Origin of the sequence: Streptomyces sp. ISL-87 (genome assembly GCF_018614095.1) — a bacterium.
Classification (GTDB): Bacteria; Actinomycetota; Actinomycetes; order Streptomycetales; family Streptomycetaceae; genus Streptomyces.
Map to the genome: position 1 here is coordinate 140,125 of NZ_JAGGOY010000046.1, position 21,565 is coordinate 161,689.

Sequence of the window (21,565 nt, forward strand, 5' to 3'; positions counted from 1 at the left end):
CGTGCCGTGGCTGCCGCGGGCTCACCGGCCGGCAGGGGCGGATCTGCTCCGGTTTGTCATGCTCGCGCCGCGTGGCGGGTCGGGGGTCGGGAGTCATGGTGGGCAGACGTCAGAATCTGATCGTTTTATTGCATCTTAGGCACGGTGATTGGTCTTTTTATGGGTCCGGAATGACCGGTGGAGGCTGTCATTTCGGCAAGGTCACATGGCGAACCCGAACTGACTATGCTCCCCGATGTGTTGCGCTGCGCTCACAGCGAGTCATGGACGCTGTGGTGCGCGCGGACGGAGCGTGGCTGCAAAGGGAAGCGACCATCGGCGCGATCTCGAAGCGACCCGTCGGGGCCTCATCGGAGCACTCGTACATGCCCGAGTGAAGCCCGTCGTTCCTTTCGGCGCATCGCATCGCCTCAGTCCGCTCATTTTCAGACTGTATAGGGACCCCCTGATGGTTCGTTCAGGTGCAATTTCCAGAGCCCGGCCAACTGTAGTTGCCCGGGTATGGCTGCTCCCTCCCGGAGTTCTGGCGGGAGCCTCCGCCATAGCGTTGCTCTTTTCCCCTGCACACATACGGACACCGGTTGCCTGGTGCGGCCTTGCCGCGGTCGTCCTGACGGTCATCACCTCGGCCGAGACCGCGCGCCGACTGCGATCGGCAGAAGCGGCCCGCCACGCGCAGGCGAGTGCCGAGGCAGACGAGTACCACGCGCAACGTGAGGCCGCGCTGACCGGACGCCTGGCCGATCAGCGGGCCACCGCAGTCTGGTTCGCCGAAGAGCTCCTTCCCGCGGCTGTCGCCCGTCTGCAGAAGGGCGTTCCCGCCTCGGAGATCCTGCAGGCCGTCGCCTTCGGCAAACACCTCGACGGCGAGTTCAGCGAAGCGCTCAGGGGGGCTCTGCAGACGCTCCTGGAAGCCGTGGAGGCCGAGGAGCACACACGGGACTCCTCCCAGCGGGCACTTGTGGCCGTCGCGCGCAGGGTTCAGGCGATCGTGCATCAGCTCGCCAAGGACCTCCATTCCATGCAGATCCTCCACGGTACGGATGTCGTGGTCTCCCGCGGTCTGCAGGACATCGACCATCGCAATGCGCTGATCGGCCGCCTCGCGGCCAGCATCGCGGTCCTGGGTGACGCTCGGCCCGGGCGTCAGTGGTCGAAGGCGATTCCGCTCTACGACGTCTTGCGGGGGGCCATGTCACGCATCGTGGACTATCCCCGCGTGAAGCTGCAGGCGGTGACAGAGGTGGCTGTGATCGGCCCGGGAGCCGAGCCGCTGATCCATCTGCTCGCCGAGCTGCTCGACAACGCCACGACGTTCTCGCCGCCGAACACCCCGGTGGAGGTGACCGCGAGCGAGGTGCCCTCCGGTATCGCAATCGAGATCGAGGACCGTGGGGTCGGACTCACCGAAGAAGTCCGGCAGCACATCGGACGCGTCATGGCGCAGGCATTGTCGGGTATCCATCTGGCGGGCCTGGGCGAGGTTACACAGCTCGGCCTGCCCGTCGTCAGCAGGCTGGCCCGCGAGCACGGCTGCGAGGTCGACCTGCGCACCTCCGCCTACGGAGGTGTACGGGCCGTCGTGCTCGTGCCCAGGCGTCTGATCACCACGGTGCCGCAGCCTGTCGTGAGGCCCCAGGAGCCCGTCCGGAAGCGCACGGGCGGCCCGATCCTGCCCCGGCCGACGCCGGCGCGCGATGCCGCCATGGATTCCGGCGAGGTCAGGAAGACCGCCAACGGACTTCCGCAACGACGACGGGAGTCGCCCGTCCCGAAACCGGTCGTACTGGCGACTCCCACGCCCCCCGTCGCTCCGGCTGCCCCCCGGGGCACCTCCGGCACATCCCGCCAGCCGGGTCTGATGTGGGAGGCGTTCAACGGCGAGAAGAGATCAGTCGCCGAACCTTCCACTCCCCACAGCGAACCGTCAGATGAGGTTGAGTAACGTGCAGCCACTGCCCAACATGGACTGGATGCTCAAGGAACTCGCGGGCGGCGTCCCCTACGTGCGACACGTGGTCGTCCTGTCGTCGGACGGCCTGTGCATCGGGCAGGCGAACACGGCGCCCGACACCGCTGACGCGATCGCCGCCGCCTGCTCCGGTATCCAGAGCCTGGCGAGGGCCATCGCGCAGATGTTCCCGCACGGCGACGGTTCGACGCGGATGGTCGGGATCGAGGCCGACGGCGGGTACTTCTCCTTGATGGCGGCCGGTCCCGGGGCCTATCTCGCGGTGCTGGCCGACCAGGAGGTGGACGCCGGACTTCTGGGCGACCGCATGCGGACGTTGGTGGTCCGGATCGGCCAGCACATGACCAGCCCGCCTCGTGAGGACGTCGGGCAGGCGGTGTGACATCAGAGAACCAGGACCCCTGGGATGAAGGCACCCCCGTTCCGCTCTATGTCATTACCGGTGGCCCGGGTTCCTCGGCCAAGACCTTCAACCTGGTCACCCTCATCGCGGCGAGGTCCGAGCCCGAACCCGCGATGCAGCCCGAGCAGGCGGCCATCCTCTCCATGTGCACATACCCGCTCTCGGTGGCCGAGGTGTCGGCGTACCTCAGTCTTCCGTTCAGCGTCGTCACCGTGCTGCTGTCCAAACTCGTCGACGACGAGCGGGTCGAGGCCATCGCGCCCGTGCCTGTGGCGGCATACCCCGAACGCGGCCTTCTGGAGGCGGTGATCCATGGACTACGTAAGCTCTGACGCGCCTGATGCCGGCCCGCGTGACACCGATGTACTGCTGCCTCACGGCGCCAGGGGAGTCAAGGTCGTGATCGTCGGCGGCTTCGGAGTCGGCAAGACGACCATGGTCGGGGCGGTGAGCGAGATCCCGCCCCTGACCACCGAAGAGACCATGACTCAGGCGGGCGTCGGGATCGACCACAACCCCGGCGCCGAAGGCAAGAACACCACGACCGTCGCGATGGACTTCGGACGGATCAGCATCAACCAGGAGCTGGTCCTCTATCTGTTCGGGACTCCGGGACAAGAGCGTTTCTGGTTCCTGTGGAACGGCATCTTCGAAGGCGCGCTCGGCGCCGTGGTCCTCGTCGACACACGCAGGATCGAAGTCTGTTTCGAGGTCATCACCCGTCTCGAAGACCGCCGCGTCCCGTTCGTCGTGGCCGTCAACGCCTTCCCGGAGGCTCCGCAGTACCCCGTACCAGATTTGCGCACTGCTCTGGCCCTCAGCGAATCCGTGCCCATCGTCACCTGTGACGCACGGGACCGGGCGTCCTGCCGCGACGCCCTGCTCTCGCTGATGGCCTACCTGTGCACCCTCGCCGCCGCCCAGGAGACCGCATGACCATTCCACCTGCTGAACACGCCACCGCGAAGCCCGGGCCGACCCCGCCCCCGGGCTGCCCGGCCCACACCGCCACAGGAACCGACGGAGCCACCCGGCTCTACGGCGCCGCAGCGGCGACGGACCCCATGGGTCTGTACGAGAAGTTGCGTGCCACCCACGGTCCGGTGGCGCCCGTTCTGCTCGACGGCGACGTACGCGCCTGGCTCGTCCTGGGGTACCTCGAGAACCGTGACGTGGCCAGCCGCCCGACCCAGTTCTCCCGCGATCCCCGCGTCTGGCACGGCTGGACGAGCGGGGAGATCGACCCCGCCACCTCGCCGCTCGTGCCGATGATCGGCTGGCGTCCCGACTGCGTCTGCGCGGACGGCGAGGAACACCAGCGACTGCGTGGTGCGGTCACGGCCAGCCTCAGCCAGTTCGACCACCGCGGAATCCGCCGTCACATCACCCGTTTCGCCCACCAGCTGATCGACACATTCTGTGAGAGCGGCGAGGCGGAACTGGTAGGCCAGTTCACCGAGCACCTGCCCATGCTCACTCTTACCCATCTGCTCGGAATGTCGGACGAGTCCGGCCCCAAGCTCGTGCACGCCGCCCGTGACCTCTTCAAGGCCACCGAGACGTCGCTCGCCAGCAACGCCTACGTGCTGGAGAGCCTCGAACAGCTCGTCGTCGCCAAGCGTGCCCGCCCAGGGCACGACATCGCCTCCGCGTTGATGGCCCATCCCGCCAACCTCACGGACGAGGAGGTCCAGCATCACCTACGCCTCATCCTGCTCGCCGGCTACGAAACGACCGCCAACCTCATGTCCAACGTCGTCCGCATGGTCGTCACCGACCCCCGGTTCCGCGGTTCGCTGGCCGGCGGTCAGATGACCTTGCCCGAAGCCGTGGAGCAGGTCCTCTGGGACGAGCCACCGCTGATGGTGTGCCCGGGCCGCTGGGCCAACGGTGACACCACCCTCGGTGGACAGCAGATCAAGGCGGGAGACATGCTCCTGCTGGGCCTGGCCGCCGGAAACGTCGACCAGGCGATCCGCCCGGATCCCTCGACCCCTGTGCACCACAACCGCGCGCACCTGTCCTTCAGCGCCGGTACCCACGAATGCCCCGGCCAGGACATCGGCCGCATCATCGCCGACTCCGGCATCGACATCTTGCTCACCCGCCTTCCCGACATCACCCTGGCCGTCCCCGAGGAAAGTCTGACCTGGCGTTCCTCCACCTGGGCCCGGCATCTCACGGCACTACCAGTGAACTTCGCTTCCCGCTCTCCCCAGGCCAACGACGTCCCGGGCCCGCTTCCGGCCCCGCCCGCCCAGAGCAACGGGATGCCATCAGCGCCGCTGCGTCCGGTGCCCGGCCCCGAGTCGGAACGCCGGCCTGAACCCCGTGCCTCGTGGTGGACGCGCGTCGGACGCCTCCTGCGGAGGCGGTAGACCGGCACGGCCAGTGCATAAGCGCCGAGCGCCACAGCCGAGGGTACCGACGAGTGTCTGTCGGTACCCTCGGATCCGGCCCGCTGCCGTTACTCCTGGAACGAGACGTCCGCGGGGGCGTAGCGGGGTGCTCCGGTGTACCAGGCATGGAGGCCGGACAGAAAACTGCATGCTCCCTGGAGCCACGTTGCCAGCTCGGCTCGCTCATCGTGGTGCAGCCCGGATCGCCGGACGAGCTGGGGCAGGTCTTTTTGTCTGAGGTGCTCGAAGTCACGTAGGCGGGCGTTCACCAGATTCAAGGCAGCGGGTACGGCGTCGTGGCGGCTTATGCCCAATGACGTTCCGACGACCAGGACGAGGTTGTTGACGTCGTGTTCCTCATGGACTTCCCTTTCATAGGAGGCAATGTCATTCGCCAGTCCCATGAAGTCCATGAAGGCATCGAGCAGGGCGCGGACGGTCCGGGTGTGCCGGATCTTCTCAGGTATTCGAGTGCCGGTGGCCAACTCGACGGAATAGGAGGCGGTATAGGCGGCGAAGCTCTCACGTCGGAACGGGGCGTAATCGATCAGGTGGGGAATGCGGCCGCTGCGGCTGTTGGCCAGTTCCTCGACTCCCGCATCGATGTATCTCGCCAGGGCCCGGTTGAACTCGTTTCGCCAGTGCGCCAGACTCGGGGGGAAGAGGTGTTGTTGCAGATCGGCAATTCCCCTCTCGACGGCATTCGTCGGCTCCGGTAACCGGGCGCCGTGCTCCGGTCGCAGGAAGGCGTGCAGCCGGGCGGTGAAGACCAGCGCGCCGGGGAGGTCACCGGTCTGTTTGAAGGCGGAGGCGAAGTAGTCGTCCCAGGCCAGAGCCCACACATTGAACCGGTGGTTGAGCCGGAGGCCGGCGAGTGAGGCGTCAGGAAGGGTCCAGGCAGTCAGCTGGTCAACGGTCATGGCACGGAACTTGGGCCGGGTCCATATCGCGCGGCGGGCCGACGGCCCCTCGTAGCCGTCCAGCATGCCCATCTTGCGCGCCCAGGATTCGCTCTCCTCGTGAAGGGCCGACAGATACGGATTCACCCGCAGCGGATAGGGCATCCACAGCTGGGGGAGCTCGACGGTACGTACTGTCATGGGGACCAATCTCCTTCTCTCTTCGGCCCGCATCGGTGTGCGGACCACCATGCGAGCGGCCTGCCTGCACGAAGTTGGTTCCCCCTGTCGTTCTCACCTCGCCGCTGGGAGCTCGGGCACGCCGTCGGACGGCCTGCCAGAGGGATGCGGTGCGCTGCGGGCGCTCCCGCAATGTGGTGACGACCGCCCCTGCCGTGAGGCCGGACCATGCCCGTCCCGCGGCTCTCCAAACCTGCCCGCCACGGACTGCCGATCAGAACAGGTCCCTTGCGGAATGGAACGATCCCTCCGGAGCGCTTTCCGTAAGTCCGCGCAAGTGCCACGAGGTGACGGTCTCGACGGAGGTGGTCTCGCCCTCCGAGGAGGGTGCAGGGCTCCACTCGAGCGCCAGCTGGTCACCAGCGAAAGGGCCTGCAGTTGGGCAGGACAGCGGCTGCGCGTGCCGTGGCCACCGGTATGCGGCCCGGACGGGCGGGCGCACGCCGGCCGGGGGCCGCCCGCGGTCATCAGCCCGAGACGGCCTCGGCCCAGCCGCGGTTGACGGCCTGTCTCGCCTTCTCCCTCTGCGCTTCCGTCGGAAACGTCGGCGTGCCCTCGACCGTCGGCAGTTTCTCCGCGGCGGCTCTGTCGAGGGTGCCGTCCTTCTCCATGGCGTCCATGAGGACGGGGCGTGCATAGGCGCCGAGCCGGATGTTCTGGCCTTCCGGGCTGAAGACGTACTCCTGCCACAGACGTGCCGCCGCGGGGTGTGGGGCGTCCTTGTTCACCCCGTTCGCGTAGTACTGGGCGAAGCTGCCGTCGAAGGGGATGGCGGTCCGCCAGCCGACGTCCGTGCCCTTCTCGCGGAACTCGTCGGCGTATCCGAGGTTGAGGAAGTCCCAGTCGATGCTGATCGGGGTCTGGCCCTTCGCGATCGTGGCCGGGGTGGATTCGACCGGGATGAAGTTGCCGTTTTTGCTGAGCTCGGCGAAGAAGTCGATGCCGGGCTGGATGTCGTCGAAGGAACCCCCGTTCGCCAGAGCCGCCGCGTACACCCCGGCGAAGGCGGAGCCGGACTTGGTGGGGTTGCCGTTGAGCGCGACCTTGCCTTTGTACTCGGGCTTGCGCAGGTCGGCGAAGGTCGCGGGGCAGGTCTTGACGCGCTTGGCGTCACAACCGATCGAGATGTAGCCGCCGTAGTTGTTGTACCAGCGGGCGTGCGGGTCCTTCTGTTCCTTGGGGATCTCTTCGTACGCGGCGACCTTGTACGGAGCGAGCAGGCCCTGCCGTGCCGCGGCCTGCGCGAACGAGCCCCCCACGTCGATCACATCGGGGGCGCGGCCTTCGCCCCTGTGCTCCTTCAGGGCGTTGATCTCGTCCTGGCTGGTACCTTCCGGGTTCTCCACCTTGACCTTGATCCCGTACTTCTTCTCGAAGCCGTCGATCAGTGCGCCGTAGTTGGCCCAGTCGCTCGGGAGCGCGATCGTGTTGAGCGAGCCTTCCTTCTTCGCCGCTGTGGTCAGTGCCGCCATGCCGCCGGCGTCCGCGGCGGAGGTGGCCACCACGGGTGCTCTGGGCGCGGCGGTGGGTTTGTCTCCGCAGCCGCCGAGGGGCGCGGCCGTGAGGGCCAGGCAGGCGGCGACGGTGGCTGTCCGGAGACGGGGTGCGGGCACGAAGGCTCCATAACGGGCGGTCGCGTACTGATCTAGGCCAGCGTACGTTCGGCGGGCCTCGGCAGCGCCGTCCCAGATGGTGGTGTCCGCTGTCTTCCCTGCGGCTGCCGTACCCGGCGCGTTCTCAGAACCCCTCGTCGTCCCACCCGGCCAGGAGCGCCTCCCCGAGATCCATCGCGGGCGGTGCGGCCCCGTCGTGGAGGGCCTGCTCGCTCCAGATGATCTTGCCGCGGGCGGTGTAGCGGGTGCCCCAGCGCTCGGCGAACTGCGCGACGAGGAACAGGCCGCGGCCGCCCTCGTCGGTGGCCTCGGCCCGGCGCAGGTGCGGGGAGGTGCTGGACCCGTCGGAGACCTCGCAGACCAGGCTGCGGTCGTACAGCAGCCTCACCCGGATGGGCTCGGTGCCGTAACGGATGGCGTTGGTTATCAGCTCGCTGAGGATGAGTTCCGTGGTGAAGGCCATGTCCTCCAGGCCCCAGTCCGCAAGTCGGCGGGCGCAGGCGTTGCGCACCGGGGACACCGCCGCAGGGTCGGGGGGCACGTCCCACTCGGCGATCCGCGCGGGGTCCAAGCGGCGGGTGCGGGCCACCAGCAGCGCGACGTCGTCGCTGGGCCTGGCGGGCAGCATCGCGTCGATCACCGCGGTGCAGGTTTCCTCCGGGGTGCGGGCGGGCCCGGCCAGGGCGGCGCGCAGCGCTGCCAGGCCCGCGTCCGGATCGCGGTCGCGGCTCTCGATCAGCCCGTCGGTGAAGAGTGCCAGCCGGGAGCCTTCGGGCAGGGTGACCGTCATGGTCTCCACGGGCATACCCGCGCCCAGGCCCAGCGGCGGGGAGACCGGCACCTCGGGGAAGGACACGGTTCCGTCGGGGCGGACAAGAGCGGGGCCCGGATGACCGGCGGTGGCGGCGGTCACCTGCCCCGAGACGGGATCGTAGACGGCGCACAGGCAGGTGGCTCCGGTGATCCCCTGCCACTCCTGCTCGTCGGTGTCGATGTGGGTGACCAGCTCGTCCAGGTGGCTCAGGAGTTCGTCCGGGGGCAGGTCGAGGGTGGAGAAGTTGTACACGGCGGTGCGCAGGCGGCCCATGGTGGCGGCGGCGTGGAGACCGTGGCCGACGACGTCGCCGACCACCAGGGCCACTCGGGTGCCGGGCAGCGGGATGACATCGAACCAGTCACCGCCCACCCCGGCCTGGGCGGCCAGATAGCGGTGCGCGACCTCGACGGCGGACTGCTCCGGTACTCCCCGGGGCAGCAGGCTGCGCTGCAGGGTCACGGCCATGTTGTGCTCGCGGGTGTAGCGGCGGGCATTGTCGACGGACAGTGCCGCCCGGGCGGTCAGCTCCTCGGCGAAGGACACATCCTCCTCGTCGAACGGCGGGGAGTCCTGCCCCCGCCAGTAGCCGGCCATCCCCAGCACCACGCCCCGGGCCCGCAGGGGCACGACGATCAGGGAGTGGATGCCGCGGTCCAGGATCTGCAGGGCGTTGGCCTGGTCCTGGGCCCGCCAGCGGTGGGTGGCGCGCAGGTCCGCCTCCAGGACCGCATGGCCGCCGGCCAGCCCGGCGGCCATGGGACCGGTGGGACCGAACCGGATCAGCTCGCCGACGGGGGAGAGCGGGTGGTCGCCCTGAAGGCCGACGACGGCGGTGCGGCGCATCTCGGTGCTCGTTTCGGGCGGCTCCTCGCCGCGCAGCACCGGGTCCAGTAGGTCGACCGTCACCACGTCGGCGAACCGCGGGACCGCCACCTCCGCCAGTTCCTCCGCGGTGCGCTCCACGTTCAGCGTCGTTCCGACCTGCACCCCCGCGTCGTACAGCAACTTCAGCCGCTCGCGGGCCACCTCGGCCCTGCCGGAGAGTGCCCGCAGCTCGGTGGTGTCCCGCAGCGTGACGACGGTCCCGGCCTGCCCGTAGGGGGCGGTGGGCCGGATGTTCACCGCCAGCAGCCGATCGGCTGCCATGTGCAGCTCGTCGGTCGCGGAACGGCCCGATGCGATGGGATCGGCGATCCCCTCCTCCAGACCCAGGTCCGTGACGGAGAGCCCTTCCGCGTCCACCGGCAGATCCAGCAGCCGCCGCGCCTCGTCATTGGCCAGCAGCAGCCGTCCGCCGCCGCCGACGATCAGTACGCCCTCTCGCACCGCGTGCAGCACCGCGTCGTGGTGCTCGTACATCCTCGTCATCTCGGCCGGTCCCAGGCCGTGGGTCCGGCGCAACAGCCGACGGCTCACCAGAGCCGTCCCGCCCGCGGACAGGGCGAGCACCGCGGCTGCGCTGCCGAGGACGACCGGCAGCTGCCGGTTCACCATGCTCTGGACGTTCTGGACCGTGACCGGGGAGGAGACGATGGCGATGACGCGGCCGTCGGAGTCCTTGACGGGGACCACCGAGACCACGGACTGCCCCAGGGACCCTTCGAACGTCTCGGTGAAGGACTTGCCGGCCGCCGCCTTGGAGAAGGGGCCGACGACGTGCTTCCCGATCTGCCGCGGGTCGCTGTGGGTGAGGGTGACCCCGTCGAGTGTGTACACGTTGATGCCGTCGACCCCGGCGATCTTCCGGGCCGCCTGGGCGCTCGGCTGTAGCACCGCGCTCGGATGGGGGCTGCGCAGGGCGGCGACGATTCCCGGAGACTCCGCGAACGTTCCGGCGGCGGCGAGCGTACGGTCCCGGGCGTCCAGCATGGCGTCGCTCCGGGCCTGCACCACGAGCGCCACCACCGCGGCGGCGACGAGAAGCACCACGACGGCCAGCTGCAGGAGGAACACCTCGCCGGCCACGCTGCGCACGCTCAGCAGGGAGGACAGACGCTGCGGCCGCGGCGCCCTTCCCTTGGGGGGCTGGGCGTGCTCCTGATGCTCCTGGCGCCGGAAATATCCAAGGAGGTCGCTCATACTCCATTTTCTAACCTCTACGGGTCGTCGGCAGCGGGGAGCGACGGTCGCCGAGCGGTAGCGATCCGGGCGCCCCTCCGCGGAGGGGTGGACGAGCTCGTGCTGGTCGCCGTCGGCCCTGGGTGGCGTCCCGGGAAGGACCGTTTGGACAGTCCCGGTCGGGCTCGCCGCTGGCCATCTCGCCGGGCCGGGAGTCACTCACCCGGCAGCCGGCGACGTTTGCCGGCCACCGTCGGTGGCTCCTGGCCGAGGCAGGAGGGCGCCGGGCGTTGGACGGCTGGCGCAGCCGCTCCCGGACCGAGGCCGGCGTGATGCTCTATCCCTACGCCGGTTCCGGCAGCGACCGGCCGCCCACGGGGACCGGTGAACCGGAGTGGCGGCCATGCGTCCGGGCGAGGCAGGCTGTACTCATGAGAGCGCCTTTGCGCTCGCCCCCGGGACCGGGAGCTGGCGGCCACCACCAGGTCCTTTTCGCCCTCGCGGAGTGCCTGCCCTTCGCGGTCGCCCTGCTGGTGCTCCTCGTCGAGCTCACGCCGGCGCACGTCGTGTATACCGGCCCCTTGCTGGTTGCGACACCCGCTCTGGCGGCGGTGACGATGGGTCCCAAGGGCACGCTCGCGGCGACGGGAGTGGCCGTCGGCGTCAGCGTGACCACCGCCACCTACAACCATGCCTGGGGTGGCCAGCAGGTCTACACGAACTTCCTCGCCTTGTTCCTGGTCTCGGTGGCGAGCTTCATGACGAGCCGCGCCGCGCGCACGCGCCGGGAGAACGAGCTCAACCAGCTCCGCCGGATCGCCACGGCCGCCCAGGAGGTCCTGCTGCGGCCGGTGCCGGACCGGCTGGGCCCCGTACGGGCGGCCAGCATGTACCTGGCCGCTGAGACGGGCGCGCAGATCGGCGGAGATCTGTACGACGCGGTCCAGACCCGGTACGGAGTCCGGATGATCGTCGGGGACGTCCGGGGCAAGGGACTGCCCGCCGTACGGGCCGCCGCGGTCGTGCTGGGCGCATTCCGGGAGGCCGTGCACTACGAGGACGACCTGGTGGAGGTCATCAACCACTGCGGAGCGGCCCTGCGGCGGGACGCCGTCGTCGTGGGCGCGGGCGCGGTCGGCGGTGACGACGCCCTTCTCGAGGCATTTGTCACCGCTCTGGTGGCCCAGATCCCGGACGGCCCCCGTGTTGAGGTGATCAACCGGGGCCATCCGCCGCCGCTGCTGCTGCGCAGCGGCACGGTCCGGTCCCTGATGCCCACCGCCCCCCTGCCGCCGCTCGGTCTTGAGGAATTCATCAGCGGTCCTCCCGGGCGGACCGACAGCTATCCGTTCGCACCGGGGGACCGGCTGCTGTTGTGCACCGACGGCGTCATCGAGGCCCGCGACCGGGACAGCACCTTCTTCGACTTGCCCGAGGCCATGGTGACCATGCGCGACCACACCCGGCAGGCGTTCCTGGAGGGCTTGCGCCAGGCGTTGTTTCGCCACACTCAGGGCCGCTTGGCGGACGATGTGGCGGTCATCCTCGTCGACCGGCGCGAAGACGAGGGGCGCGGGTCGGCCGGAGGCCCGGCCCAGGGTCCGCTATAGGCCCCGTGATTACGCGTCGGGCAACAGCCCGAGAGGCCCGACGCGTACCCGGCCTCGCCCGGGTCGTGCCGACCACCACCGACCAGGCCAAGGCCCGAACGGCCGGCGACCGGCCAGGACGAGCCCGGAGCCGGCGTGATCGGGGGATCCAGGGATCGGTGATGACGGATCAACGGTGGTTGCTAGCCTTGCAGGGCCTCGTCCGATGACCGCGGGAGTTCTTGTGAGTGATGGGCCTGCTCAGGACCTGATCGGCACGGTGCGTCGGATCGACTCGCTGTTGGACCGCATGGGATTGAACCGCGGGGACGTGCTGCGGGTAGAGGGCGAGGGCGGGCTGTCGTATGCCTCCGGGGTGGCCGTGGAGGAGGTACGGGAGCTGCTGCGCGGCGAGCGGTCCGCTGAGCCCGGCCCGGGTGTGGACGTGGTCGAGGCGCGCCACCGGCGCGTGGTCGAGCGGATCCTGTTCCTGCGCGCGACGCGGCTGCGCGCGGCCGCGGACGGCAGCAGACGGGCGTACTCCATAGCGGAGATCGCGGTCGGCGCGGGAACCAGTGCGCAGTGGCTCGACAAGATGATCAAGACAGGCAGGGCGCCGAACCTCGACCACGCCGCCGGGATCGCGGCATTCTTCGGAGAGAAGATCGAGTTCCTGGTCGCCGAGCCGGCCGAGGCGCTGGACCGGGTCCTGCAGCAGATCCACAAGGACCTGCTGGAGCGGACTGTGGAGCGCCAGGACAAGGACCTGCGGCGCCTGCGAACCGCGGGGCCCGCGAGCGAGGTGGATCCCTCGCTCGGCGTTGTCGCGTACGCTGCCCGGGCTCTGGCCGACGTACCGGACGACACCGCCCAGCCCCTGATCGCCCTGATCGAGTCCGTCGCACGGCGTTCCCGGGAGGAGCGCGCCCGGGAGGCCCGCGCGGCCCTCGAGACCGGGATGGTGCACAATGACGTCGATTGACCGCGGCGGCGTGGAAACCACGTCTCACCAGCGGTAACGCGCAAGGAACGATGCATGGGGGGCTGTGCATCCGGCACGAGGGACGGGTGGCACGGGGTGGGGGTCTCGCGAGAGATGAGACGGTATCGCGACGCGCTGATCATGGATCTGCCGCAGCTGGTTCCCGAGCGACCGGTGGAGCTGCTGAAGGCGTTCTGCGCGTGTGCGGCACGGAGCAGCGGGCGCGAAGTGCGCCTGATGCTCGAAGAGTTCCCGCCGGACACGGTGACGGGCCTGTGGCTGGACATGGGCGACTACGACCTGATCGTCCTCGAGGCGAACACCTCTCCCCTGCACCAGGTCGTGATACTGGGGCATGAGCTGTGGCACCTCAAGGAGGGGCACTGCGGTCATGGCAGCGCGGCCGGTGCGATGGCCGCAGCCCGCATGCTGGGGGACCGCTGGAGCCTTGCCGACGCAGTCACCCACGTCGCCGCCCGTACGGAGCCGGACCTCGAAGAGGAGCGGCGTGCGGAAAAGTTCGGCCGGATGCTGGCCGACCGGGTAAGGCCCCACCTGGAGCGCAGCCGTAGCACGACACCCTCCGGCGGAGTGCCCGGCCGCATCTGGGCGTCGCTCAGAGGATGACGGGCGAGAAGACGTGAATCTCTACTTCCCGGCCGCCGCGCTCGGCATCGTGCTGGTCGTCAAACTTCCCTCGTTGGTGAGGCGCTGGCACAGCCCCGTGGTCCGCAGCGTCAACGCCGTGATCTTCCTGCAGGCCGCGGCGTTCTTCTTCTCGGCGCCCCCGACAATCACGGTCGTCAACGAGATGACCGGCGTCAGCAACTTCTCGGTGGTACTGGTCTACTGCATCCTCTCCGCCTACGCGTGTGCCTGCCGGGTCCTCATGGAGAACTGGCGCGAGGACGTGGAGGTCCTCCCCCACACCCGCCGCCGGGTCAGGCGTTGGATCTGGGGCCACGGTGTCGTGACCATCCTGCTCATCGGCTGTTTCGTATGGGGCGAGGCGCCGGTCGAACGGCAGCGTGACTTCGAGACGTATTACGCCAACACCCCCTTCATGCGCGAGATGGTGCTGCTCTGCCTGTTCGCCGTCACCGCCTCTGCCGCCGCGGCGGCCGCCGCGTGCTGGAAATGGGCGCGCGACATCCGCAGGGAGTTCCCCGAGCGGAGGACACCGGCCGGAGGCTTGCTGCGCATCGGGCTCGGTGTCCTGGCCGTCGGCTTCCTGACCAACGTCACCTACGGTACGGCCAAGCTGGCCGCGGTCGTGGCCGCCTGGAGCGGCCGGGACTGGGAACCGCTCAACCGGGCGGCCATGTCCTTCGCCTGCCTCGGCACCCTCCTCGTCGCCGTCGGCTTCCTCATCCCCATCGTCGGACCCTGGATCACCCCACAGGTCTTCGGGCCTCTGCGGACTCTGCGCTCCCTGGGCCCCCTGCGGCGGACCATATGTAGCGTCGGCGGTCCCCGTGGCCGGATGCGGCTCCCCACTCCCTGGTACGCCGGCCCCGGCCGGCGCCTCACGGACCGGATGACCGACATCCACGACCGGATGCTGGAGTTGGGGGCGTACTGCTCGGAGGAGGTACGGGCAGACGCCTACGCCCGGGCCCGCGAGGGCGGCAAGACGGAGGCCGAGAGTGTCGCCTTCGGCCTGGCCGCCATGTTCAGGGCCGCGGCGGACGCCCGCGCCCTCGGGATGCCCGCCGACAAGGAGCAGGGCGTGGCGGCGGTTCGGGCGCTGCGGGCCGCCGAAGCCAAGTACCGCGACCTTCTGGTCGGCATCTCCCGGGCTCTTCCGGCCCTGGCCGTCATGCCGCACGGGGCTCCTGCCGGAGCGGCAGATTCCCCGAGTCCGGACCGGCACCCCTCCGGGCAGTCGCCGGACGGGGCCGCCGGCATGGAGGCCGCCTAGGTGGCGGCCTGTGGGTCAGGCCGCCACCTTGTCAGATCCAGGCAGCGGTTGCGTGCCGCGGAAGGTGGAGCCGCCCAGCGGGTGCCGCCGTCCTGCGCGTGGACGACGAGGGCATTGCCGTCGAGGGCGGCGTACGCTCCGGCGCTGTTCCAGCTCTCGGTGGCCCAGAGGTTAAGGGGGCCGACGGCATCTCTGCCGCCGGCCCCACAGGGTGTTTCAGTCCGTCACCGCGTCAGTGAATCAGCCGGTTGACGATCGCCCCGAAGCCGTCATACGCGGCACTCGTGAGCTCCTTGGCGACGTGGGAGACTCCGGGAATCTTGCTGATCAGCCTCGCCTTCCCCATGGTGATGAGGCTGAGCCCCGCGACTCCGAGGGACTGCCAGAACTCCTTGCTGTCGAATCCGTAGCCCATACCGGTGAAGAACGCGGTCGCGAAGTCGAGGACGACAGTGGTCACGCTCAGGACGATGGCCACCCCCGCAAGTTCCATGGCGAGGGGAATACCGGCAACGGTCAAGCCGGCGAGCACACCGGCGACACCGGCTGCCACGCTGCCCACGGCGGTGTAGAAGGCCAGTTCATGGGTGTCATGGGCCCAGTCCTTCCACTCCGACGTGGGTATGCCCCACCTGACCTTGTCGTGCTCGGGGGCGTCGGCCAGGTTCGTCTTGGCAGCCTCGGCCGCCGCTATCTCCTTCGCTGCGTATTCGGCCGCCGCCCTGTCTTCGGCCTCCCGCTTCAGCTTCGCCTCCAGGTGAGCCTCGCTGGCTGCGGTGGCCGCTTCGATCGCGTTCTTGCCCGCCAGGATCGCGGAGGCGCGGGCCTGAGTCGCGTACGCCTTCGCGTTGGCGGCGGAGGTGAGCGCGCTCCGAGCGGACGTGATGGCCTGGTTGGCGGAGTAGTTCGCCGAGCGGGCGGCGAAGCGGGCGGTGGCCGCTGCCTGCTTCGCCTGGTCGGCCGAGGCCTGGGCGTTACGGGCGGATGCTTCGGCCTGGTCCGCGTAAGTGTTCGCCTGCTGCGCGGAGGTGACGGCTCGAGCGGCCGCCGCCTCCGCCTTCCCTGCCCACTCCCTCGCTTCCGTGGCAGCGTTGCGAGCCGTGGCCGCGGCCTCCTGGGCGCGGGCGGCATCCTCCTGTGCCTTGTCGGCGATCTTCGCGGCCGCGGCGATGGCACCTTGCATGGCCGCGACGTGAGTGGCGAAGTCGTGGTCGAGCTGTGCGGTCTCGTACTGGGCGGAGGCGAGGAACTTCCGGCGCATCCACGCGGGGCCCTCGAGAATTGCCTGGGCATGGGCCTTGGTGTAGGGCCCCGCAGTCTTGAGGAGGGCAGCGGTGGCCACCGCGTCGTCCTCCCGCTGCGCCTTCTCGTACGTGACGTAGAGGAACTCGTACAGCGCCTCGGGCGTTCCGGCGCTCAGTGCTGCGTTGGCCGCCTCGGCCACCGCGCGGCCGGGCTTCTCGGCCAGCAGGCGGGCGACCACGACGCGGTTGTCCATGGCCGCCGCCTGGATGGCACCGGTGCGGAGGAACGTTGCCGCAGCGTCGGGATCGCTGCTCTGCAGCGCCGCGGTCGCGGCGAAGGCGACCTTCGAGGGGGAGATCCGGGCGAGGTGGACGGTGCTCTCGCGGTCGTCCTGCCGCTGGGCGATCTGCCGGTCGCTGTCGACCCAGGCGTGGATGTCGGCGTCCGTGCCGGCCAGGGCGAACTGCGCGGCCTCCCGGGACCAGATGCCGTGGGAGTCCATGACGGCGAGGGCCGCCTTGCGGCCCGTAGCCGTGGCCGCTGCCAGGTTCCCGGCCCGCAGCGCCGACTCGGCCTGCGCGATGAGGTCCTTCGTCGTCTGGGAGGTCTGCTCGGCCTGGCTGCGCTTCGCCTCGGTCGCTGCCCGCTCGCGGGCTTCGGCCTGGGCGAAGAGGCGCATTTCCTCGATCGCCCGCTGGGTTTCGTGGTCCAGTCGCTGCTGTTCGGCCTCGCGCGCGTCCTTCTCCACCTTGATCGCCTCGACGACCGCTGCCGTGGCCTTTTCGGCGGCCTTGGTGGCCTCGTTGGCGAACTCGGTGGACTTGTTCGCATAGTCCAATGCCTGGCCGGCGTACGTGACGGCCCACTCGCAGGCCTCCGCGGCCTTTATCGCATGGGCGGCCGCACTGTAGGCGGCATTGCGGGCGTTACGCGCCGCGGTCGCGGCCGCGCTCGCGAGAGCCTGCGCCGTTCCGGCGGCGTTCGTGGCGATCCGGGCGTTCGTGGTGGCGATCTGTGCCTGACGCTGGGCCTCCGCGGCCTCCGCCCCGGCCACACCGGCTGACCTCTCCGCGGATCGCTGGGCGGCCTCCGCCGTGGCGGCGGCCTGGCGTGCCGCGCCGGCGGCGTTGGAGCCGATGTCAGCGCACTTCTGCGCGGCGCTGGCGGCCTGCTCGGCCTGATCCGCCGTGGCCAGGGCGTGGGCGGCGATCTTCCGGCACCAGGCGGCATCTTCCTTGGCCTTGCCCGACAGTGCGGCGTTCTTGGAGGCGTCGATGGCCGACCTGTAGGCCCGCGATGCGGCGTTGCCCGCGGCGGCTGCCGCCTGGCTCGCGGCCATGGCGGCGTTCGAGGCGCGACGGGAAGCCTGAATCGCAGCATTCGCGGCGTTGGTGGCCATCCGTGCCGCGTCGGAGGCTCCCTTCGAGGCTTCGGCCGCCTTGCGGGCCGCCTGGGCGGCCTTCACGACGTCGTTCTCCGCCAAGCGGGCCTCGGCCTCCGCGGTCTCCGCGGCCTCCTTGGCCTTGGCCGCGGCTTCCACGGCCCGGGCGCAGGCCTCTTCGGCCTCCTTCGTCTTCGCTTCGGCCGTCTTGCCCTCGCGCGTGGCGACTGCGACGAGCTCCTCGATCTTGGACTGCTCCTGATCGCGGGCGCGGGCGATGTGCTGGCCGGTGTCGAGGAACCACTCGACCTCGGCTTCCGTGCCCGACAGGGCCCGGTTGGCGTACTTCTGCACCTCCGGGCCCGCCAGCATCAGCAGTTTGGAGGCCTCGACGCGCATGTCCTCCAGTCGGGCCGTGAACTGGTCCGTGGTGAGGAACTTCTCCAGCGCGGCCGCGGAGCCGTCGGTGAGGGCGGCGTTGCCCGCCTTGGTCACGGCCTTCCCACTGGTGGCCATGACCGTGGCGGTGGCCACCCGCAGGTCCTCCACGTGGGCGGACTTGAAGCCGCCCGCCAGGAACGCGGAGATGGCGGAGTCGCCACCGTTGAGCGCGGCGGTCGCTTCACGACGGGTGCCCTTGCCGGCCGCCGCGAGGCTGTTGAGGAGCGAGGTGCGGTTGTCCACCGCGGTCTCCGACGCGTACCTGACGGCCAGGAAGTTCTGCACGTCGGCGTCGGACCCGGTCAACGCGGCAGCGGCGGCGGCACGAACGGCCGTTCCGCCCAGCACCCACGCCTTGACGACCTTGGCGCGGTCGGTGTCCGGCAGTCGGAACGGGTCGCCTTCCGGGGGCGGCGTCTCGGCCCAGGCTGCCGTGGGGTTGAGAACGAGGCTGGAAGTGGTGACGACGGCAGCAGTGGCCGCGACGGCGCCAAGAATGCGCCGCCTACTCCAATAAATGGTGTCCAAAACGGTCCTTCGCTATCGGCGCATGGCGCGCCGCGAAAAGTGCGGCGTGGCCAGGGCAGCAAGGTGTGAGTCGCGTTTCATTCGCCGGACCATGGAACGCATTGCGAGGTCCGAGAGGTGCGCAGCATGACCCTACGCGGGACACATCGCTTTGGCTAGACGATAGATGATGGAGAATCAACTTCCGTTTATTCAACCTGCCTCTGACTGGGCCTCAGGACGGCCCAACTCGCCACCCAAATCGGACATCAACTCCCCAAGCGATACGTATTCCCTGGTCGGCGCCTCGGTCCCGTGTGGGCCGGATCACTTGCCCAAGGGGTCCGCCGACCGCCCTTCGCTGCCGGCGAGTCCACCCGCACGGCACCTGGTGACGGATATCCTCACGTGGTTCGCCGATGCAGAAAGTCAACTGATGGGCTGCCACGTTCGTTTTTCAGAACTTGATTTCTACTCCGGGTGTTCGGTTAGGATCCCGGAGGAAGTTGGGGGCTTCCAAGGAGGGATCACCCGTCTTTGACGCATCTCTTGTTGGTTAGACATGAGCCTTCGCATCCGTATGGCATCTTCCGGTCAGTGACCGGAACTGACGACTGGGGTAGGGATGAAGGCACGTAAGACACTCGTCCGCACGGTGGCCGCGGCCACGGCGGCCGGCGCCCTCGCATGGATGGCGATCACGGGCGCCAACGGCGCCACCGGGGGCGGGACCGTCACGGACACCACCGCGCTGAAGGCCATCGCCGAGGAGGGCCCGGGCTACGCCATCGAGGACTTCGGCTACCCGAACGCCGACAAGATCCTCGCCGAGCAGAACATCACCCTCAAGCGCGGCGACGGCCACATCCTCCTCGCCGACTGTGCGAGCGCGACCGACCTCCTGGAGGTCTGGTCCCGCGAGAAGGAGAAGATCTGCTTCCGGGTCACCGGAACCAGCGGCTACCTGACTCTGGAGATCCCCTCGGTCTTCGCCGTCAAGGGCAACAACTACTCCGCCCAGGTCGACATGAAGGTCGGCGAGGAGGAGAAGACGTGGGACGTGAACAAGAACTCCTGGACCGCGGTCGGTGAGAGCGCCGACGAGCAGGGCCGCGAGTTCATGCTCATGGAGATCCGGACCACCAAGTAACGCCTGTACGGCACTGGCAGGGGTCAGTCAGGACCGACAGGAACAACCGTCGATGAAGCACCGTCCGTTGCACTCGCGACGTGCTTCCGACGCACTTCGACCGCCTCCCCACGCACACCCGTTCACCGAAGGAAGAACCATGCTCGCACTCCGTCTGCGCCCGGCGCGGACAACCGGTCTGCTCGTCGCCGCCACCGCGGTCGCCGCAGGCCTGATCTCGGCCGCCCCCGCCCTCGCGATCGCCGGCCCCGAGGCCCCGGCCGACACGTACAAGTCCGTCGTCAAGCTGACCATCGGCGACGAGGCCAACTCCCGTGGCTGCACGGCGACCCTGGTCGACGCGAACTGGATCATCACGGCCGCGAGCTGCTTCGCCGCCACCCCCGGTACCTCGGTGCCGGCCGGCAAGCCGGCGCTGAAGTCCATCGCCACGCTGTCCGACGGCAAGGCCGTCGAGGTCGTCGACCTCGTGCCCCGTACCGACCGTGACCTGGTTCTGGCCCGCCTGGCCACCGCCGCCACCGGTCTCCCGTGGACCAGGTTCGCCCCCGCTGTTCCCGCGGCCGGCACCGACCTCACCGCGGCCGGGTTCGGACGTACGAAGACCGAGTGGGTCCCCGACAAGGTCCACACGGGCACCTTCACCACCAACGCGTCCGACACCGGCACCGTCACCATCACCGGGAAGGGCACCGACGCCATCTGCAAGGGCGACACCGGCGGTCCGCTCCTCAACGCGGCCGGCCAGCTCGTGGGCGTCAACAGCCGCTCCTGGCAGGGTGGTTGCCTCGCCACTCCGGCCACCGAGACCCGCACCGGGGCCATCGCCGCACGGGCCGACAACCTGAGCGCGTGGTCCGCGGAGGTCCGCTCGCTGACCGCCGGCTGGAAGACCGAGGCCGTCGTCCAGGCGGGCACCTCCCTCTACCAGGGCATCCGCATGGATGACGGTGCCTGGACCGGCTTCACCGACGTCCAGACCAAGGCCGGCAACATCGGCGGCATCCGCACGGCCACCGTCGCCGGGATCAACGGCGACACCCACGTGGTGGCGCTCGGCACCAACGGCCGGATCTACCACACCATCCGCAAGGCGGACGGCACGTGGGGCACCTTCGGGGATGTCTTCGGCGAGGCCGGCGCGCTCACGAACGTCACCCAGGTGTCCGCCGTGTCCACCGGCACCGAGATCCAGGTGATCGCGGTCTCCAACGGCAAGGTCTTCCACACCGTGCGCCGCGCGAACGGCACCTGGGCCCCCTTCGGTGACGTCGCCGCCGTGAGCAGCCCCATCAGCGGCGTGACCTCGATCGCCACCGCCAACACCGGCGGCGAGCTCCAGGTCATCGCCGTCACCGGCGGCAAGGCCTACCACACCCTGCGCACCACCGCCGGCCACTGGGCCGTCTGGGGCGACGTCGCTCAGGCCGCCGGTGCCACCGGCCCGATCTCTTCCGTGGCCATGGCCGGGATGGGCAGCACCGCCCACATCGTCCTCGCCACAGACAACGGCACCCGCCAGTACCACGCCGTCCGCCTCGGCACCGGCGGCTGGAGCACCTTCAAGGAGCTGACGGCCCACCTCGGCAACATCACCGTCAAGTCCGTGGGTGCGGCCGGCGTCGACCATGACGTCGAGATCGCATTCACCACCAGCGACAACCGGGTCGTGCACACTTCCCGCAACACCGCTGGCGCCATCTTCACGAACCCGGTCACCGTGCCCACGATCCAGGGCATCGCCGCCACCCCGCTCGGCTCCATCGCCCTCGCCGGCACGCTCTGATACTGAGCCGGCTCTCCGCACCCGCCCACCCGCCCCCGTCCTCCTTCGGGGGCGGTGGGCGGGCACAGCCATGGCTGGACTGTCCGGCCGTGAACAGCCACCACGTGACGGGGGGCCGGGCAGGCCCCCATTCACCTGCGCCAGGGCCGGGGCACCTGGACC

15 protein-coding genes are annotated in these 21,565 nt (G+C 69.6%); 11 read left to right on the plus strand and 4 right to left on the minus strand.

Annotated elements, in window-relative coordinates:
* Positions 1-373: 373 nt before the first annotated feature.
* Genes J7I97_RS39930 through J7I97_RS18500 form a run of 5 tightly spaced genes read left to right on the plus strand, consistent with a single transcriptional unit; the run spans position 374 to position 4,753 of the window.
* On the plus strand, positions 374-1,945 hold the full coding sequence (locus J7I97_RS39930; protein ID WP_214936233.1) for an ATP-binding protein: 1,572 nt from the start codon (positions 374-376) through the stop codon (positions 1,943-1,945).
* A gap of 19 nt (positions 1,946-1,964) precedes the next feature.
* Complete coding sequence (locus J7I97_RS18485; protein ID WP_214936337.1) at positions 1,965-2,354, plus strand: roadblock/LC7 domain-containing protein; 390 nt, start codon at positions 1,965-1,967, stop codon at positions 2,352-2,354.
* Positions 2,351-2,707: a DUF742 domain-containing protein gene (locus tag J7I97_RS18490; protein ID WP_214936235.1), complete on the plus strand. Its 357-nt coding sequence runs from the start codon at positions 2,351-2,353 to the stop codon at positions 2,705-2,707. Before J7I97_RS18485 ends, J7I97_RS18490 begins: the two co-directional genes overlap by 4 nt.
* Positions 2,688-3,311, plus strand: coding sequence for an ATP/GTP-binding protein (locus J7I97_RS18495; RefSeq protein ID WP_214936237.1), 624 nt, complete (start codon positions 2,688-2,690; stop codon positions 3,309-3,311). Before J7I97_RS18490 ends, J7I97_RS18495 begins: the two co-directional genes overlap by 20 nt.
* Positions 3,308-4,753: a cytochrome P450 gene (locus J7I97_RS18500; RefSeq protein ID WP_214936239.1), complete on the plus strand. Its 1,446-nt coding sequence runs from the start codon at positions 3,308-3,310 to the stop codon at positions 4,751-4,753. The genes J7I97_RS18495 and J7I97_RS18500 overlap by 4 nt, the downstream gene beginning before the upstream one ends.
* Before the next feature lie 89 nt (positions 4,754-4,842).
* On the opposite strand, the gene J7I97_RS18505 is transcribed toward J7I97_RS18500, so the two are convergent.
* From J7I97_RS18505 to J7I97_RS18515, 3 genes are all read right to left on the minus strand, one after another.
* On the minus strand, positions 4,843-5,925 hold the full coding sequence (locus J7I97_RS18505; protein WP_214936241.1) for a terpene synthase family protein: 1,083 nt from the start codon (positions 5,923-5,925) through the stop codon (positions 4,843-4,845).
* A 455-nt stretch (positions 5,926-6,380) separates the two neighbouring features.
* Entirely contained in the window at positions 6,381-7,526 is a 1,146-nt protein-coding gene (locus J7I97_RS18510) for an extracellular solute-binding protein (protein WP_214936243.1), read from the minus strand.
* 124 nt (positions 7,527-7,650) lie between these two features.
* Complete coding sequence (locus J7I97_RS18515) at positions 7,651-10,422, minus strand: SpoIIE family protein phosphatase (protein ID WP_251058920.1); 2,772 nt, start codon at positions 10,420-10,422, stop codon at positions 7,651-7,653.
* Between the two features lie 410 nt (positions 10,423-10,832).
* Here J7I97_RS18515 and J7I97_RS18520 point away from each other — a divergent pair, with 410 nt between their 5' ends.
* From J7I97_RS18520 to J7I97_RS18535, 4 genes are all read left to right on the plus strand, one after another.
* Positions 10,833-12,011, plus strand: a complete 1,179-nt coding sequence (locus tag J7I97_RS18520; RefSeq protein ID WP_214936244.1) for a PP2C family protein-serine/threonine phosphatase — start codon at positions 10,833-10,835, stop codon at positions 12,009-12,011.
* Positions 12,012-12,234: 223 nt separating this feature from the next.
* Positions 12,235-12,972: a hypothetical protein gene (locus J7I97_RS18525; protein ID WP_214936245.1), complete on the plus strand. Its 738-nt coding sequence runs from the start codon at positions 12,235-12,237 to the stop codon at positions 12,970-12,972.
* A 114-nt stretch (positions 12,973-13,086) separates the two neighbouring features.
* A complete protein-coding gene (locus J7I97_RS18530) occupies positions 13,087-13,599 on the plus strand; it encodes a toxin-antitoxin system, toxin component (RefSeq protein ID WP_214936247.1) in 513 nt (170 codons plus the stop codon).
* A 13-nt stretch (positions 13,600-13,612) separates the two neighbouring features.
* Entirely contained in the window at positions 13,613-14,893 is a 1,281-nt protein-coding gene (locus J7I97_RS18535) for a DUF6545 domain-containing protein (protein ID WP_214936249.1), read from the plus strand.
* Between the two features lie 232 nt (positions 14,894-15,125).
* On the opposite strand, the gene J7I97_RS18540 is transcribed toward J7I97_RS18535, so the two are convergent.
* Entirely contained in the window at positions 15,126-18,488 is a 3,363-nt protein-coding gene (locus tag J7I97_RS18540) for an ALF repeat-containing protein (RefSeq protein ID WP_214936250.1), read from the minus strand.
* A 604-nt stretch (positions 18,489-19,092) separates the two neighbouring features.
* Between J7I97_RS18540 and J7I97_RS18545 the strand changes: the two genes are divergently transcribed.
* Both J7I97_RS18545 and J7I97_RS18550 read left to right on the plus strand, forming a co-directional pair.
* Positions 19,093-19,617 carry a hypothetical protein gene (locus J7I97_RS18545; protein ID WP_214936252.1) on the plus strand — a complete coding sequence of 175 codons (525 nt, stop codon included), beginning with the start codon at positions 19,093-19,095 and terminating at the stop codon, positions 19,615-19,617.
* A gap of 139 nt (positions 19,618-19,756) precedes the next feature.
* The gene (locus J7I97_RS18550; protein WP_214936253.1) at positions 19,757-21,403 is read left to right on the plus strand and encodes a trypsin-like serine protease; all 1,647 of its coding nucleotides are present in this window, start codon (positions 19,757-19,759) and stop codon (positions 21,401-21,403) included.
* Positions 21,404-21,565 lie beyond the last annotated feature (162 nt).